Raw genomic sequence first — 18,028 nt, forward strand, 5'->3', positions numbered from 1 at the left:
ATCCTTGAGTCGCTGTCTATTTTATTTTTAGATATAAGGTCTAAAAGCTTGTCGCGAATGCGACTTGAAGTTTCTGGCAGAACCTCCTGCTCATTATAACAGGGTATAACACAGAATAGCCTTCCCATACATTCCTCCAATCAATTTACATACCTTATTATAATAATACATTTGCAAAAATAACGCCACAGCAATAGGTATGCTGTGGCGTAAAATTACTCTTTTGAATTGATGTAGTTAACAAGTCCTTCAGAATCGATTATCTTTTGCATGAAAGGAGGAAATGCCTGACCCTTAAAGGTCTTTCCTGTTGTCTCATCTGTTATGAGACCAGAATCAAAGTCGATCGAAACAACATCTCCCGCCTTAATATTGTCTGGTGCATCCTCACATTCAATGATGGGAAGACCGATGTTTATCGAGTTTCTGTAAAAGATCCTTGCAAAGCTCTTAGCTATAACACAGGAAACTCCTGCAGCTTTGATAGCAATTGGCGCATGCTCTCTGGATGATCCGCAGCCAAAGTTCTTATCAGCCACTATGATGTCTCCAGCATGTACCTTATTCACAAACTCCTTATCAATGTCTTCCATGCAATGAGCAGCAAGGTCCTTTGGATCAGTGCTGTTTAAATATCTTGCAGGAATGATAACGTCTGTATCTACATTGTCTCCATATCTAAAAACTGTTCCTTTTGCAGCTTTCATTTCTTCCTCCTTAAAGTCCAAGCTCTGATGGCTGTGATAGTTTTCCAGTAACTGCGCTGGCTGCTGCAACTGCAGGAGAAGCCAGATAGATCTCAGAATCAATGGCTCCCATTCTGCCAACAAAGTTTCTGTTAGTTGTGGAGACGCACTTCTCGCCAGAAGCCAAAACTCCCATATATCCGCCAAGACATGGTCCACAGGTTGGAGTTGAAACTATGGCCCCTGCTTCGATAAACGTACGAAGAAGCCCCTCTTCCATTGCCTGCAAATAAATCTTCTGAGTTGCAGGGATCACAATGCATCTCATACCTTCTGCAATATGCCTGTTCTCAAGGATCTTTGCAGCACATCTAAGGTCATCAAGTCTTCCATTGGTACATGAACCTATAACTACCTGGTCAATCTTTATATCACCAATATCATCAAAGGTGTGTGCATTTTCAGGAAGATGCGGGAATGCAACAGTTGACTTAAGACTTCCAAGGTCAATGGTGTACTCTTCATCATACACAGCGTCCTCATCAGCTTCATAGATCTCGTATTTCTTTCCTTTAGCATGCTCCTTAAGATACTCTATAGCGGTCTCATCAACAGGGAAGATTCCGTTTTTTCCGCCTGCTTCAATGGCCATATTGGCAATTGTAAATCTATCGTCCATGGAAAGATTCTTAATTCCTTCACCTACAAACTCCATTGACTTATAGAGTGCTCCATCAACTCCAATAAGTCCAATGATGTGAAGGATAACATCTTTACCACTAATCCACTTGGAAGGCTTGCCAACAATGTTAAACTTTATTGCTGAAGGAACCTTAAACCAGGCTTTTCCAGTGGCCATTCCTGCAGCCATGTCAGTTGATCCGATACCTGTAGAAAATGCTCCAAGAGCTCCATATGTGCAGGTATGTGAATCAGCACCTATTATAAGGTCTCCAGGCACTGTAAGTCCTCTTTCTGGTAAAAGAGCATGCTCAATACCCATCTGTCCAACTTCAAAGTAGTTAGTTATTTCGTTCTTCTTTGCAAATTCACGTACGCACTTGCAGTTCTCTGCTGACTTAATGTCCTTATTGGGAACAAAGTGGTCAGGAACAAGTGCAATCTTGTCCTTATCAAAAACTCCGCCCTTTGTGAATTTCTTCATCTCGCCAATGGCTACCGGACTTGTAATATCATTTCCAAGAACAAGATCCAGATCTGCCTCAATAAGCTGTCCTGCATCAACATGTGAAAGTCCTGCGTGATGTGCAAGAATCTTCTGGCTCATGGTCATTCCACTCATACCGTATCTCTCCTTACCATTTCTTAATTATTATCAATTAGATAATAGTAAATATAACATGCTGTCTATGCAGCAAACAACATAACAAATTTAATCGTTTTTCTTGACTTTTTTTAACATTCTCAAATAACCGGCAATAGATGCCATGCCTGCTAAGGTGCATATGATACCAACAGCCTGACCTTCCTGCCTGTATGTTACTCTGATATTGTGCACTCCCTCGGATACCGGAATAGCCATAAGCCCATAGTCAGCTGTATAGATCGGGGTAGATACTCCGTCAACAGTGCAGCTAAATCCTTTTACCTTTGGAACAGAGAAAAACAAAAGCTTATCTCCTTTGACATCACCAGTAACTGCGCTAAAGCCCTTAGTATCAGGTTCAAAACTTGTGCATGCGCCCTGAGATCTTTTCGCGCATTCGCCTGTAAACTCATAGTAATTTAGCGGGTTTTCAATAATGTCCTCAGCTGAAAGCTCAACCATATCAAGGCTTCCCATAAGCTTTATGGCGTCATCATCTGAGATTATCAAAACCTTTGAAAGGTCTAGATCATGCTCTTTAGGCTCAAGGTCCTCCCACTCAGACTCTGTAATATAGTAATCATATGTAAATCCCATGGGGATATAGTTAGTGTTTTCAAATATGTCAAATCCATCCTGAGTATCCACATAGACATAGCCATCAGTGCCTTCGTCATTGTAATAGACCCTGTTTTTGCTGATTATGGCATTCTCAAAATAGTATTTTGCTGAAAGGATTGCCCTTACTCCCGCTCTTTCCACTGGGATATTTGTTTCAACTGTCCTCGTAATGCCCAGGGTTCCTTCAAGAAAGTCAAAGATAGGCGCTGGAACAGTGCTTAAAAAGCAATGTATAGACGGTATCCCCCAGACCATGTCGTAATTGGTGGAGGTAGAGTCAACTTCTCCTCGCAAAAACTGCGACATATCTACTTCCACCTTGTTGTAGAGCATCTGCTCCTGCCACATCTCTTTTCCCGTGTCGCTTATGATAGAGCTACCATTTTTGACAGGCACATAAGTAGATATGATGCAGGATATCATCACAAATGCAAGGATTATCACATCCCTTACCTTTTTCATTTTGGGCAAAAGAAATACCGACACAATAAGGAAAAGAAGCAAAAGCCCGGTAAAAAGAACGTCCCTTAGGAAAATGGATGAGTTCTCGGTCATTTTAAACATCGAGATCTCCCCATTTTCATCTGTGCTGGGCAGAAAATACACAAGCACAAAGAAAAGGAAACACAAAACTTCGATAGCAACGCCTTTTTTAAGCTGTATGCTCTTGCCTCTTTCAGCAATCTGCGCTGTTTCAAGGCACATAAATAAAACTGGTATATAAAACCATCTTGCGTAGTAAGAAGTGTTAAACAGAGAAAACGCCGAATTCAAAACCGGAATGACTGCTATTATCAGAAACAAGATCGTCAGAGTCTTTTCCCAGTTCTTCTTTTTCCTGTTCAAAAGCATAAAGCCTATGACACCAGCAATTCCATACATTGGAAGATATGATGCAAGTGATGCGTTCTTGACCGTTGTTGTGTAAAACAGCGTTCCCTTGCCAATGATGTCTGGCAGCATCACAAGACTCTTAAATATATCCCATATCATCTTACCACTGGGATAGATAAACATATTGTAGCCGGTTATGATATTGTCCAGCCTGGAGTTTCCATGAATGCCCATAAATGCAGGCACCAGAAAAAAACCAGAAAGCAATACTCCAAAGAATAAACCAATAATAAGTCTTAGCTGTCTTATAAAGAAATCGTAAAGGGATTCTGCTTTTCGGTACCTGACAACAAAATAGATAACAAGAAACAGTATTTGTCCAAAGAAAAAGTAATAATTTATGATAGCCATGAAGGCTGTCATCAGCGTAAACCTAACGAGCGACATTCCTGACAGCTTTAGTTTCCCATTTTCTGAAGTCTCACATTCCATAAGTTCTTCAAAAAGGATCAAAAACAAAGGGAAAAAGCACACTGAATCAGTAAAATGATTAAACACTATATTGCATGCATTAAAGCCAGAAAAGCCGTAAAGATAACCGCCTATCATGGCATAAATATACTTGTGAACATAGCGTTTAATATAGATATAAGCAAGAGTTGCTGCTACAGCATACTTAAGAGCCATTAAAAATGGCATTATGTAAGGAATTGCGCTTTCTGGAAAAGGTACAGTGAGCCAAAAGAACGGGCTTCCCCACAGATAGAAAGAAAAGTCTCCAGCCATAGAGCCGCCAAGATCCACATTCCAGTTCCAGAAAAACTCTCCGCTCCTTACAGCCCTATGAGCAAGGATGTAAAAAGGAACCTGCTGAACGTTATAATCTCCATAATAAAAGAAGGGAAGGCCTCTCTTTACAAGAATAGGCAGAATAGCCAGAACATACATAAGGAATGAACTAAGCAGCATAAACAGCGGATTATAATAGCTCTTTGTTTCTGTTCTTTTTTCAAGATATGCTGTTTTAAGCGTTATTTTTGGCATAGCAGGCTTTTCATTCCCCCGAAAATTAAGAGTGCCAAAGAAATTGGCACTCTTAAATAATAGTCTAATTTATTTACATTTTCAACGAAGAGATCAGTTGTTGATAAGCTTATCAGACTCGTTGTTCCAGCTGTAGAGCTTACGGATCTCAGCACCGATCTTCTCTGATGGATGCTCAGCGTGAAGCTTACGCATAGCCTGGAAGTGTACCTGTCCGCCAGCCTCTGACATATCAAGAAGGAATTCCTTTGCAAATGTTCCATCCTGGATATCTGAAAGGATCTTCTTCATTGTCTTCTTGGTCTCGTCTGTGATGAGCTTAGGACCTGTTACATAGTCACCGTACTCAGCTGTGTTAGAGATTGAGTATCTCATTCCAGCAAAGCCTGACTGGTAAATAAGGTCAACAATGAGCTTCATCTCATGTACGCACTCAAAGTATGCGTTTCTTGGATCGTAGCCTGCCTCAACAAGTGTATCGAAACCAGCCTGCATAAGTGCACAAACACCGCCGCAAAGAACTGCCTGCTCACCAAAGAGGTCAGTCTCTGTCTCAGTTCTGAAGGTTGTCTCAAGAAGACCAGCTCTTGCTCCGCCGATTCCAGCGCCATATGCAAGTGCAAGGTCAAGAGCCTTACCTGTAGCATCCTGCTCAACAGCTACAAGACAAGGTGTTCCCTTACCAGCCTGATACTCTGAACGAACAGTATGACCAGGAGCCTTAGGAGCTATCATAGCTACGTCTACATCCTTAGGAGCCTTGATAAGACCAAAGTGTACGTTGAAGCCATGAGCAAACATAAGCATGTTACCTGGCTGAAGGTTTGGCTCGATGTCCTCTTTGTACATCTTAGCCTGCTTCTCATCATTGATAAGGATCATGATGATATCAGCCATCTTAGCAGCTTCCTTGGTGTTGTAAACCTTAAGTCCCTGAGCCTCAGCCTTAGCCTTGCTCTTTGATCCCTCGTAAAGGCCAATGATAACGTTGCAACCTGAGTCTTTTAAGTTGAGGGCATGTGCATGACCCTGTGAGCCATAACCGATAATAGCAATTGTCTTGCCCTCAAGTAATGATAAGTTACAATCTTCCTGGTAAAAAATACGTGCTTCCTGTGACATTTTAATATCCTCCATATTATGAATTTTTAAATTAGTAACTAAGTTATTCGTCCAGATAAATGACTTTATCTGTACCTCTGCCAAGACCTGCTATACCAGTTCTTGCAAGTTCCAATATCTCATAGCCTTCAAGGAGCTTTAAAAATGCATCTACCTTGGACTGGCTACCAGTTATCTCAATGATAAGTGAATCCGGACTGACATCTACAATATTGCCTCTGAAGATATTGGCTGTAGCAAGAATGCTCTGTCTCTTATCGGCCTCTGCTCTGACCTTAACCATAGCAAGTTCTCTATATACAGAGTCATCCGGCAAAAGTTCATGGATATCTCTTACATCGACGAGTTTCCTGACCTGTTTCTCAATCTGATCAAGTATCACATCATCGCCAGAAGCCACAATCGTAATCCTGGTAAACCTTGGATCAGCTGTAACACCGGCCGTAATGCTCTCAATGTTGTAGCCTCTTCTTGAGAATAGTCCTGATATCCTGCTAAGTACACCAGGGTTGTTGTCAACCAGTAGCTGGAAGACTTTTTTCTTGAGTTTTGTACTCATAAATCTCCTCTCAACCTCAGATATTTCATGCCGTCTTTAGCACTTTAAAGTATGATATTTTTAACTGAAATATTTTCGGTTTTTCATAGGATTTTGAATGAAATCAGACCGTTTTTAAATCAATTTATTCAAATTATACTCCTTTTAGGTCCCGTGTCAACAAAAATATCTTTTAAACTTTAAACTGTAATCATTTTACTGTGCTAAAGCGTTTTGGGTATAGATATTTTCTTTTACTAAATGCCTTAGCAGCACTTAGTTTTCGTTACATTTGGTCAGGGCAACTGTTCCTGTTCTTGCAATCTCAACGATGCTGACACTCTTTAGCATCTCAATAAACAGCTCTATCCTCTCAGATGTGTCACAGATCTGAATGATCATAAGGTTCTTGCTCATATCAACTATCTGAGCATTCATGATCTGGCAGTTCTCCATAATGTCCCTGCGGTTTTCCTTGTTATACTTAACCTTGATGAGCATAAGTTCCCTGTTGATACTCATGCTCTCCTTAAAGGTCTTAACCTTGATGACATCAATCTTCTTATTGAGCTGCTTTTCTATCTGCTCAATGGTCCTCTCATCACCTGTAGAGACAATGGTCATACAGGACACAGCTCGGTCGGCTGTCTCCCCGACAACCATTGAATCGATATTAAAATTCCTTCTTGAGAAAAGTCCTGCTACCTTGGAAAGTACACCTGCCCTGTTCTCAACCAGTACTGAATATATTCTCTTCATAGCCATTTCCTTCTTGTATCAGAATTTTGTAAGCTCCATTGGGTCTATCCTGACTTCCATAAGTGATGAAGTATCATCCTTAAGGAAAGCTTCAAGCTCTCCGTCAAGGTCACTGTTTCCATCAACCTTAACATATTCCATGCCATAGGCAGCAGCAATCAGGGAAAGATCTGGATCTCCCTTAAGCTCTACCATTGAGTAGGCATCGTTGTATGCATAGTGCTGATGTTCTCTTACCATTCCAAGGAAGCCATTTTTAAGAACAACGATCTTAACTGGAATCCTGTACTGACGCATGGTTGCAAGTTCCATCATGCTCATCTGGAAGGCTCCATCTCCAATTACAGCTACAACCTGTTTCTTGTTATCAGCAAGCTTGGCCCCCATGGCTGCTGGGATTGAATAGCCCATGGTACCCATTCCTCCTGATGTCAGGAACCTGCCATTTTTAACTATATGATATGCGCAGGACCAGATTTGGTTCTGTCCAACATCAGCCACATAAACAGCATCGTCCTTCATGGCTCTTGAGAGCCTTGAAATAAAGTCCTTAGGTTCAACATATGCTTCTATTGAATAATCAGGCACTCTGTCAGAAGCCATGTCCTCTTTATAGCTGTTTAAAAGAGCTATCCAGTCCTTGTGATCATCAGCATGATCATCCTGTTCAAGGAAGTCATTAAATATGTGCTTGATATCACCTACCAGAGGTATTGTAGGTCCTACATTTTTTCCTATTTCTGCAGGGTCTACATCTATGTGTACCATTACTTTGTTTTCTGTAATAAGATCTGGTCTGTTAACTGCCCTGTCAGCCACTCTGGCGCCTACCATCAAAAGAAGATCAGACTCATTCATGGCCCTGTTTGCATAGGGCTGACCGTTGTTACCCACCATACCAAAATACAATGGATGTTCTGTTGGCATTACACCAATTCCCATCATGGTTGAAACAACTGGAACATCGTTTAGCTCAGCGAACCTGACAAGTTCGTTTGTTGCTCCGCTCAAATGAACGCCGCCGCCAACACAGATAATTGGGCGCTTAGCCTTCTCAACTTCCTTGATGACTTTTTTGATCTGAACTATATTTCCCTTTACTGTGGGCTTATAGGACCTCATTGATATTGATTCAGGATAGCTGAACTTAGTTGTCATTTCAGCAAGCTGAATGTCGTAAGGGATATCTATAAGTACTGGTCCTTTTCTTCCGCTGCCTGCAATAAAGAAGGCTTCTTTAAAGACTCTGGGAATATCATCAACATTTCTGATCAGATAACTGTACTTAACAAAGGACTCCACAGCACCTGTAATATCTGCCTCCTGGAAAACATCTGAGCCTATCATGTCAGAGTTAACCTGTCCTGTTATGGCGATCATTGGAATGCTGTCAGCATAGGCTGTAGCGATACCTGTGATAAGGTTTGTGGCACCAGGGCCTGATGTGACTGCGCACACTCCAACCTTTCCGCTTATTCTGGCATATCCGCTGGCACAATGAGCAGCATTTTGCTCTGTCCTTATAAGAACAGTTTTAATCTTGGTATCCAGAATGCTGTTCCAGAAAGGATCTATGGCAACTCCGGAATATCCAAAGATAACCTCAGTATTTTCCTTTTCAAGGCATTTTACAATAGCCTCTGCTCCGATCATATTATGTCCTCCAAAGATACTTTATTCAAAAAGAAGCTTTTTTACTAATCTTACAGCATCTGCAGCATCAGCTGAATATCCGTCAGCTCCGATCTCAGTAGCAAAATCCTCAGTAACTACCGCTCCGCCTATGATGATCTTAGCTGTGATTCCCTGATTTTTGGCATATTCAACCACGTTCTTCATCTCTTTCATGGTGGTTGTCATAAGTGCAGAAAGAGCTATGACTTTAGCATCGTTTTCCTTAGCTGCTTTTACAATCTCTTCCTTAGGTACGTCCTTTCCCAGGTCAATCACGTTAAAGCCGTAGTTTTTAAGCATCAGTGCCACAAGGTTTTTCCCAATGTCATGGATATCTCCATGAACTGTAGCAATGATCACTGTAGGAAGCTTTTGAGAATCATTCTTATCCTTCTGAAGAAGGGGTTCTAATATTGCGATAGAAAGCTTCATGGCCTCCGCACCGGCAATAAGCTGTGGAAGGAAATATTTGCCCTTATCAAAATAGTCACCAACTTCGTTGATTGCAGGCATAAGAGCCTCATCCAGGATAGCTTTTGGCTCAATTCCGCTGTCAATGGCCTTCTGGGTATCCTTTTCTATTGATCTCTTGGCTCCTTTAAGGACGTCCTGCTTTATTATAGCAAGAAAATCACCGTCAGAAGTAGGGGCAGGATTACTCACTTTTTCCCCCTGGGATTTGGTATCGCCCTCAGCATATCTTGCCATTCTCTCAATATATCTGCCATCAGCCCCTTCTTTGTTTCTCAAAAGATCTGATGCAAAGGCAGCATTTACCAGCATTTCCTGTGAAGGATTGGCAATTGCCATTGTAAGTCCCTTTGAAATTGCCATGGTAAGGAATGCTGTATTTACATTCATTCTCTCTGGCAGTCCAAAAGAGATATTGGAAAGTCCGCAAATTGTAGCAAAGCTATTATCATGACAATAGCTTATTGTATCTAAAGTATTGATGGCTGCCTTAGGATCAGCTCCAACAGTTGCAACCAGTCCATCAACAACAATGTCTTCCTTGGTAAGTCCTTGTGAATAAGCCATTTTATAAAGTTCATTTATATTGTTTATCTTTTCATCAAGGTCCTTGGGAAGACCTTCCTTACTCAGGGGCAAAAGAACGAACATAGCTCCATACTTTTTCGCAAGGGGAAGGAATTCTTCAGCTTTACCCTTTTCAAGAGAAATTGAATTCATAAGTGCTCTTCCAGGGTAAATCCGAAGAGCTGCCTCCATGACCTCAGCACTTGAAGTATCTATGCAAAGTGGCAGATCTGTTATTCCGGAAACTTCAGAAAGAACCGTCAGCATCATTTCTTTTTCGTCAATGCCGCTCATACCAACATTGATGTCGAGGATTGACGCACCGTCCTTTTCCTGGCTCTCAGCAAACTCACTGACAAGGTCAAGATTTCCTTCCCGTAGCTGAGCCTGAAGCTTCTTTTTACCTGTGGGGTTGATCCTTTCTCCAACGATCATAAACAGATCATCCAGGTCAAAAGCAAGTGCTCTTCTATCTGAGGAAAGGTACCGTCTTCCAGCCATTTTCCTTGGAATATCAGTTGCAGGAGCATAGTCTTTATAAGCCTCGTGGATCTTATTTATAAACTCAGGTGTTGTTCCACAGCATCCGCCTATTATGGATGCGCCCTTATCAAGAAGTCTTTTCATCTCCCTGGTAAAAACATCAGCATCCATGTCATAGCCAGTGTTTCCCTCACTATCAACACTTGGAAGTCCGGCATTTGGCTTGGCAATAACAGGAATACTTGTAACTGAAGCCATCTTGCTGATGATGTCTTCCATCCTGTCGGGACCTGTGGAACAATTTGCGCCAATGGCAGCAGCTCCCAGGGCCTCAAGGGTTATGGCTGCAGATTCAGGATCAGAGCCAAAAAGAGTTCTACCATCCGGTTCAAATGTAAGGGTTACGATAACTGCAATATCCGATACCTCTTTTGCAGCAATAAGGGCAGCCCTGCACTCCTGAAGACTCATCATAGTCTCCACTACAAGGATGTCAGATCCCGCATCAACAAGTATCTTTATCTGCTCTTTATAGACATCAATAAGCTCCTCAAAATCAAGGTCTCCAATGGGCTTAAGCTGCTTTCCAGTCATGGTGATGTCACCAGCAACCAGCGCTTTGCCACAAACAGCCTCCTTTGAAAGGCTCACCAGCTCTGAATTGATGGAAACAATGTCTTCTGAAAGCCCGTAGTCAGATAGCTTGATTCTGTTACCTGTAAAAGTCGGGGCATAGACTATATCAGAGCCTGCATCAGCGTAGGCTTTCTGAAGGTCTTTCATGACCTGTCTGTGTTCAAGTATCCATTTCTCAGGGCATACTCCTGCAGGCATTCCAGCTTTCATCAGGTTACTGCCTGTTGCACCATCCAAAAATACTATCCTGTCTTTACAAAAATTTAAAAACTCAGTTCTGTTCACGAATTTCTCTTCCTATACTCAATAAGTGGTTTAATACAAAATAACACAAAGCATATGATCATCACAAGAACAGGTTTAAATGCCATAACGGACCATGGTATCAAACCATTCTGTGCCATTATATCCAAAACAGCAATTATAAGGACGTGGTAAAAGTAGATATTTGATGAAGATTTTTTACCCAGTGTATAAAGGATCCATCCCTTATACGAACTACATTCTGAAAGGAACAGCAGTCCTACTGCTGTAATTATTGATCCAAAATAGATGTAATTCTCACCGCCAAAGATAAGAAGCTCAATGTAGCTTGATATTATTCCGCCAACAGTCATGACAATGGCCGGGATCTTCATTCCACTTATATCGCCCTTTTTATATACATAATCATTAAAAAGGATTCCAATAAGTACAAATGGGATACCTACAAACAGCCAGTTTCTCAGAACATACCAGGTGGAAATATTGATGCCAAATGGCCGTATCGGATAAAATATCTGGAAATATTCACCGATAAAGAGAAGGCAAAGAAGGATCACAATAAGGCCCTTATACCATTTTCTAAGAACCGGTGCAAATATATAGATCAGTATATAGACGTAGATCATAACAAACAGATACCAAAGGTGATCATAGACGTAGGATCCGTCATATATGAATCTTCCCGAGTTAAATACAAAGAATATGCTTGCCTCATGAAGATTAAACTTCATGGTAAGCCACTCTATTACAGATGAGCCCTTCACCATATAAAAGCAAAACGAAAAGATAAGATGAACAAGGTAAACAACACCTGTGATCTTAAGAAGCCTTAAGAGAGAATTTTTTGTCTTAAGCCTTATGGTTGCAGTGTCATAGATGTTACTCATTCCGCGGTTATACAAAAGAAATCTACCTGAAACAGCTAGAAAGAATGGCACACAGCAATGATCTATGGCAAAAACAATATTCCACAAAGGTCCGTTAAATCTTGCATGAGTAGTCACAATAAAAATGCACGCTATGAACTTTATGGCATAAATAAAGCGGTTTTCAGCTGGCTTTCCCAATTTATTACTCCTCATAAAAGATGAAGCACTGATCACTCACCATCAGTGCTTTCATCATCAATTGTTGATATTTCATATGTACTTTCAGTTTCTACCGTAATGCCCTCGCCTTCCGGAACCTGTCCGTGAAGGACCTGGAGCATTATAAGAACTCTGTCGTTGGCTCTCTGGTAGTACTGGCTTGCCAGCATCTCGCTGTCTGAATCAAAGTCCCCGTCATAAGCCTGATGATAAAATTCATTGGCCTTGTCCATATAGTCAGCAGCCTCTACTGCAATATCAGATATTCCTGAAAACTCTTCAGGTATTTCGATTGCTGCCATGTTCTTGTAGGTTTCATTCATCTCATCAAGAACAACTAAAAGCTCATCTCCTGCAGTTTCTGAGTCCGGATCGATTGAATTGATTGAACTGTCATACTCAGATAACTTGTTATAGAACTCTGTCATACTCTCTTTGTAGCTTTCAAGCTTTGGATCTGCCTGCTTGCCACATGCTGTTACAAACGCGCATAAAAGAGCTAACGCACAAGCTCTGCTTAAATACTTAATAATTCTCTTATTTGAAAACAAAACATCCACCAACTTTTCTTTTAATCTTGATATTTTGATGCAGCCTTAAGTCGTGTAAGGGCTCTTGCAAGTCCCGCCTGGGATTTCTTAAACTCTTTTATAGACTGCTTCTGCATCAGGTGCTCCATAGCAAACTCATAGGCTTCCTGCGCCCTTCGTTTGTCGATGTCTTCAGGTCTTTCTACCGTATTAACAAGAACTATGCATCTGTTATCAACTGTAACCTGAACGGAGCCAATACTTACGACACCTATTATCCAATCCCCTTTTGGATTTTTGATCTTGATGATGCCCTCGTAGATAGCAAGGATCATCTCCTCGTGGCCAGCCAAAATAGCAAGTTCTCCGTCATCACAGGGAACTATTATCTCAATGGCCTCATCATCATAAAATATTCCATTAACTGAAATCACCTGCAGGTGAAAGGTCTTTGCCAGTTGCTCACTCATATTAAGCCTCTATCTGTTTGGCCTTCTCAATTACTTCATCTATAGTTCCAACGTTAAAGAAGGCAGCCTCTGGATAATGGTCCATCTCACCATTTACAATTGCCTTAAAGCCCTTTATCGTCTCAGAAAGCGGAACGAATTTGCCTGGAAGACCGGTAAACTGTTCAGCTACATGGAAAGGCTGTGATAAGAACCTTTGTATCTTACGGGCTCTGTGAACTGTCATCTTATCCTCGTCAGAAAGTTCTTCCATACCAAGGATGGCGATGATGTCCTGAAGCTCTTTGTACTTCTGAAGGATCTCCTGAACCTTCATGGCTGTATCGTAGTGATCCTTACCAACAATATCCTCTTCCAGGATACGGCTTGAAGACTCAAGGGGATCAACAGCCGGATAAATACCCTGCTCAACGATTTTACGGGAAAGAACCGTAGTTGCATCAAGGTGAGCAAAGGTTGTAGCAGGTGCAGGATCTGTAAGGTCGTCTGCAGGTACATATACAGCCTGTACACTGGTTACAGAGCCAAACCTTGTAGATGTGATCCTCTCCTGGAGCATACCAAGATCAGTTGCCAATGTTGGCTGATATCCAACAGCAGAAGGCATTCTTCCAAGAAGCGATGAAACCTCTGAACCAGCCTGAACAAATCTGAAAATATTATCAATGAACAATAGAACGTCCTGATGCTCCACATCCCTGAAATATTCAGCCATGGTGAGACCAGATTCTGCTACTCTCATTCTGGCTCCCGGCGGTTCATTCATCTGGCCAAACACAAGGGCTGTCTTGTCTATAACTCCAGATTCAGACATCTCTGTGTAAAGGTCATTGCCTTCTCTTGAACGCTCACCGACACCGGTAAATATGGAATATCCACCGTGCTCAGTGGCAATGTTCTGGATAAGCTCCTGGATAAGCACTGTCTTACCAACACCAGCTCCTCCAAAAAGACCTATCTTACCGCCCTTGGCATAGGGAGCTAAAAGATCTATTACCTTAATTCCTGTCTCCAAAACCTCAACTACAGGGCTCTGGTCCATAAGGCTTGGTGCCTCTCTGTGAATCTGCCACTTTTCTTTGGATTCAACTTCGCCTTTATTATCGATGGGATCTCCAAGGACGTTAAAGAGTCTTCCAAGAACCTGTGGTCCTACCGGTACACTTATGGGTCCTCCGGCTCTTTTTACTTCCATATCCTTAGCAAGACCCTCTGAGTGGGAAAGCATGATGCATCTGACTGTGTCGTCACCAATATGCTGTGCAACTTCCATGACACGCTTGTGTCCTCTCGGGTACACCTCTAAGGCATCGTTGATATAAGGAAGATCACCATCTTCAAATTTTACGTCTACAACAGGTCCCATGACCTGCAATATCTTGCCCTTTTCCAATTTGCTATCCTCTTACTTTTTTAGCTTTGGCCTCTCGGCTCCTTTTTAAAGCCTTGGCTCCGCTGACAACCTCTGTGATCTCCTGGGTTATCTGAGCCTGCCTCTGCCTGTTATAGCTCTTTTTGAGCTCAGATATCATCTTTTCAGCATTCTTGTTGGCATTGTCCATTGCCTGCATTCTTGAACTCTGAACACTGCAGAAGGCTTCAACCAGTGCGCCATATATAAATCCGGTTACATAGTTCGGAACAATGTTATCCAAAATAGCTGAAGGACTTGGCTCCATCAAAAACTCCTCCAGCATGATACCTGGCGGCGGAGCGTCCTTTCTGATCTCTTCAATAAAATCAAGGGGAAGGAGCTTTTCAAACCTGGCTTCACAGGTTGCCCCCTTCATAGTTGTATAGATCACATAAAACTCATCGATCTTGCGGTCATAGTAATACTCCAAGATCTCTGCTGCGATCTTCCTGGCTCTGTGGAGGGTAGGATTTTGAGAAGTAAACATAAAGGACTCCTCAATATCCATATTCCTTGAGGTAAAGTGGAAACGTCCAAGTTCACCTATAACAAAGAGTTTCCATTTATCACCATCTCCGTGGATGTGCTCTTCTGCAAGCTTAAGTACATTGTGATTGTAGGCACCAGCAAGACCTTTATCATCTGTAAAGATGATATAGCCTCTCTTTCTCTCACTCTCAGGAATATCTTTTCTCGTTTCCAAAAAGATATTCTTGGTGCCCTCTGGAAGGTGCGATACAACACGCTCTATCATGGCCTTAGTAGAGAAAAAGAAAGGTTCTGTATCTGTAAGCATCTTCCTTGCTTTCCGTAGCTTAGTCGATGAAATGAGATACATGGCATTGGTGATCTTCATGGTGTCCCCAACACTTTCAATTCTATCTCTGATTTCTTTGATATTAGCCAAAATTAAATTCCTTCTGCTTCATTGAACTCATCAGCCAGATCAAGGATCCTCTTCTTTAACTGATCAGGCAGTTCTCCGCTCTTTTCAAGTTCTTCGCAAAGATCGCTGTGCTCTGTTTCAAAGAACTTAAGTAGTTTTGCCTTGTAGCTCTTAACCTCTTTTACAGGTACATGGTCCATTCTGCCTGCACCTACTGTCACAAGGATTATTACCTGCTGATGCATGGAAAGCGGATGCTCAAGGGGCTGCTTAAGAAGCTCCATAAGTATGCTTCCATGATTGAGCTGGTTTCTCGTTGTATCATCAAGGTCTGATGAGAACTGAGTAAATACAGCCATTTCCCTGTACTGGGCAAGGTCTACTCTTATGCTTCCTGCAGCCTTTTTCATGGCCTTGGTCTGAGCTGCCGAACCTACACGGGATACTGAAAGTCCTACATTTACAGCAGGTCTCATACCCTCAAAGAACAGATCGCTCTCAAGGAATATCTGTCCATCTGTAATAGAGATAACGTTGGTTGGAATATACGCAGAAACGTCACCAGCCTGTGTCTCTATAATTGGAAGGGCTGTCATAGAGCCACCTCCAAGTTCTGAAGAAAGCTTACTTGATCTCTCAAGGAGCCTTGAGTGCAAATAGAATACATCTCCAGGATATGCTTCTCTTCCAGGACTTCTCTCAAGAAGAAGTGAAAGAGCTCTGTAGGCTACAGCGTGCTTACTAAGGTCATCATAGACAATGAGCACATCCTTGCCCTGACGCATAAAATATTCTCCCAGTGCCGTTCCTGAATATGGTGCTATATACTGAAGCGGAGCCATGTCAGATGCTGTGGAACTGACAATTATGGTGTACTTCATGGCCCTGTTCTTTTTTAATGTCTGATAGAGCTGGGCTACAGTAGAAGCCTTCTGTCCAATAGCTACATAGATGCAGATAACTCCCTTGCCCCTCTGGTTGATGATGGTGTCGAGAGCAATTGATGTCTTACCAGTCTGTCTGTCACCAATAATAAGCTCTCTCTGACCTCTTCCAATTGGGAACATGGTATCGATTGACAAAATACCTGTCTCCATAGGCTCGTTAACTGACTGCCTCTCAATGATGCCTGGCGCAGGTCTCTCTACCGGACTAAATCCAGAGGCTTTGATATCACCCTGACCATCAAGAGGCGCTCCCAGGGCATCTACAACTCTTCCGATAAAAGCTTCACCAACGGGAATCCCGGCCTCTTTGTAGGTTCTTACGGCCCTACTGCCCTGTCTGATGCCACTGTCGTTACCAAACAAAATACAGCCAACATGATCATCCCTGATATCCTGGACCATACCCTTGGTACCGTCCTCAAACTCGATGATCTCACCGTAAAAAGCGTGGTCTATTCCCTCAATATTGGCGATTCCATCTCCTACCCAGATTACAGTTCCAACCTCTCTGTCCTTGGTGGAAAGCTCAAAGTCTTCCACCTTCTCTTTTAACATGGAGATTATCTGGCTTGGATCGATATCGCCATGTTTAGTTTGAACTTCATTAAGCTCAGCGCGAAGCTGTCTGGTTCTTCCAAAATCACTCCAGTCATACTCAAAATTGCCACATGAAACAATGAATCCGCCCTTGACTGTCTCGTCATGAACGCACTCTATTTCAATATCTGGAGCATCAAGTTTATCAGCAAGGATTTTTCTTATCTTTTCCAGCTGATCTGCCGTAGGCGCTGTGGCAGCATATCGCAAAAGAGCCTTAAGATTCTTATCCATTCTTACTAGATACCGCCTCGTCAATAAATTTGTCGTAAAGGCTAAGGTCATCTTCCGTACTGTGCTTGGTTGCCGCAATCTTGGATGCAGCATCAATTACCATATCCTTGATATCTGCAGCATATTTATCTCTTGTTCTGTAGGCCTCAACCTCAGCGTTGTGTTTAGCTTCAGTGATGATCTGTTCGCCCTTTTTCTTGGCGTCATCAACGATCTTTTCGTACTCTTCGTAGCCCTGCTTTTTAATATCAGCAAGGATCTGTTCTTTTTCTTCTTCCGCAAAAGAAATCTTCTCTTCGTATTCCTTTTTGCTGGCCTTGGCTTCTGCAATGGCCTTGTCAGCAGCGTCTGTAGCTTCATCAATTTCCTGCTGGCGTTTTTTTAATATCTCATCAAGCCTGCCAAAGAGGAGCTTTTTAAAAGCGATGTAAAGGATCAGAAGATTTAATATTGTACATACTATGTTAACTACGCTTATGTTTAACACGATTAACCCCTTTTATAACGTTTCTTATGAGAAAAGAATGATCATGATAGCAATAACGAAACCATAAATAGCTGTAGCCTCTGCAAGGGCACATCCAAGAAGAAGGAGCTTCATGATCTTGCCATCTGCCTCAGGCTGTCTAGCTACTGCATCAGTAGCCTTAGCTGTGGCAATGCTGATACCAATACCTGCTCCAATTCCGGTGAATGCAGCAATAGCTGCTCCAAGTGCTGTTAAACTCATAGATAAAACCTCCTTAAAATGTTTATTATTCCACTGCTTCTTTTATGTAAAGCGATGTCAAAAAGCAAAATACATAAGCCTGAATGGCACCGTCAAAAAGATCAAA

16 protein-coding genes and 1 pseudogene are annotated in these 18,028 nt (G+C 42.0%); all 17 read right to left on the reverse strand.

Annotated elements, in window-relative coordinates; genetic code table 11:
* Positions 1-215: 215 nt before the first annotated feature.
* Positions 216-707 (reverse strand): 3-isopropylmalate dehydratase small subunit, encoded by a 492-nt coding sequence (gene leuD / locus J6I68_RS05240; protein WP_292218139.1) that lies wholly within the window; start codon positions 705-707, stop codon positions 216-218.
* A 10-nt stretch (positions 708-717) separates the two neighbouring features.
* Complete coding sequence (gene leuC / locus J6I68_RS05245; protein ID WP_292218140.1) at positions 718-1,989, reverse strand: 3-isopropylmalate dehydratase large subunit; 1,272 nt, start codon at positions 1,987-1,989, stop codon at positions 718-720.
* A gap of 90 nt (positions 1,990-2,079) precedes the next feature.
* Positions 2,080-4,512 carry a YfhO family protein gene (locus J6I68_RS05250; RefSeq protein ID WP_292218141.1) on the reverse strand — a complete coding sequence of 811 codons (2,433 nt, stop codon included), beginning with the start codon at positions 4,510-4,512 and terminating at the stop codon, positions 2,080-2,082.
* A 93-nt stretch (positions 4,513-4,605) separates the two neighbouring features.
* A complete protein-coding gene (gene ilvC / locus J6I68_RS05255) occupies positions 4,606-5,634 on the reverse strand; it encodes a ketol-acid reductoisomerase (RefSeq protein ID WP_292218145.1) in 1,029 nt (342 codons plus the stop codon).
* Positions 5,635-5,677: 43 nt separating this feature from the next.
* Positions 5,678-6,193 (reverse strand): acetolactate synthase small subunit, encoded by a 516-nt coding sequence (ilvN, locus tag J6I68_RS05260; protein WP_292218149.1) that lies wholly within the window; start codon positions 6,191-6,193, stop codon positions 5,678-5,680.
* Positions 6,194-6,448: 255 nt separating this feature from the next.
* Positions 6,449-6,931 (reverse strand): acetolactate synthase small subunit, encoded by a 483-nt coding sequence (gene ilvN, locus J6I68_RS05265; protein WP_292204275.1) that lies wholly within the window; start codon positions 6,929-6,931, stop codon positions 6,449-6,451.
* A gap of 18 nt (positions 6,932-6,949) precedes the next feature.
* Positions 6,950-8,584: a biosynthetic-type acetolactate synthase large subunit gene (gene ilvB / locus J6I68_RS05270; RefSeq protein WP_292218152.1), complete on the reverse strand. Its 1,635-nt coding sequence runs from the start codon at positions 8,582-8,584 to the stop codon at positions 6,950-6,952.
* 21 nt (positions 8,585-8,605) lie between these two features.
* The gene (locus tag J6I68_RS05275) at positions 8,606-11,047 is read right to left on the reverse strand and encodes a homocysteine S-methyltransferase family protein (RefSeq protein WP_292218155.1); all 2,442 of its coding nucleotides are present in this window, start codon (positions 11,045-11,047) and stop codon (positions 8,606-8,608) included.
* Complete coding sequence (locus J6I68_RS05280; RefSeq protein ID WP_292218158.1) at positions 11,044-12,093, reverse strand: acyltransferase family protein; 1,050 nt, start codon at positions 12,091-12,093, stop codon at positions 11,044-11,046. The genes J6I68_RS05275 and J6I68_RS05280 overlap by 4 nt, the downstream gene beginning before the upstream one ends.
* A 32-nt stretch (positions 12,094-12,125) precedes the next feature.
* Positions 12,126-12,665 carry a hypothetical protein gene (locus J6I68_RS05285; protein WP_292218161.1) on the reverse strand — a complete coding sequence of 180 codons (540 nt, stop codon included), beginning with the start codon at positions 12,663-12,665 and terminating at the stop codon, positions 12,126-12,128.
* A gap of 20 nt (positions 12,666-12,685) precedes the next feature.
* Positions 12,686-13,114: an ATP synthase F1 subunit epsilon gene (atpC, locus tag J6I68_RS05290; protein WP_292218163.1), complete on the reverse strand. Its 429-nt coding sequence runs from the start codon at positions 13,112-13,114 to the stop codon at positions 12,686-12,688.
* A gap of 1 nt (position 13,115) precedes the next feature.
* Positions 13,116-14,507: a F0F1 ATP synthase subunit beta gene (atpD, locus tag J6I68_RS05295; RefSeq protein WP_292218165.1), complete on the reverse strand. Its 1,392-nt coding sequence runs from the start codon at positions 14,505-14,507 to the stop codon at positions 13,116-13,118.
* A gap of 4 nt (positions 14,508-14,511) precedes the next feature.
* Positions 14,512-15,435 (reverse strand): ATP synthase F1 subunit gamma, encoded by a 924-nt coding sequence (gene atpG / locus J6I68_RS05300; RefSeq protein ID WP_292218168.1) that lies wholly within the window; start codon positions 15,433-15,435, stop codon positions 14,512-14,514.
* A 2-nt stretch (positions 15,436-15,437) separates the two neighbouring features.
* Positions 15,438-17,192: a F0F1 ATP synthase subunit alpha gene (atpA, locus tag J6I68_RS05305; protein ID WP_292218170.1), complete on the reverse strand. Its 1,755-nt coding sequence runs from the start codon at positions 17,190-17,192 to the stop codon at positions 15,438-15,440.
* Positions 17,185-17,679: an ATP synthase F0 subunit B gene (locus J6I68_RS05310; protein ID WP_292218173.1), complete on the reverse strand. Its 495-nt coding sequence runs from the start codon at positions 17,677-17,679 to the stop codon at positions 17,185-17,187. Before J6I68_RS05310 ends, atpA begins: the two co-directional genes overlap by 8 nt.
* A 24-nt stretch (positions 17,680-17,703) precedes the next feature.
* Positions 17,704-17,922, reverse strand: a complete 219-nt coding sequence (gene atpE, locus J6I68_RS05315) for an ATP synthase F0 subunit C (protein ID WP_120741957.1) — start codon at positions 17,920-17,922, stop codon at positions 17,704-17,706.
* A 25-nt stretch (positions 17,923-17,947) separates the two neighbouring features.
* Positions 17,948-18,028, reverse strand: a pseudogene (locus J6I68_RS17340) (F0F1 ATP synthase subunit A); the annotation flags it as partial.

The organism is Butyrivibrio sp. (genome assembly GCF_017940685.1).
Classification (GTDB): Bacteria; Bacillota; Clostridia; order Lachnospirales; family Lachnospiraceae; genus Butyrivibrio.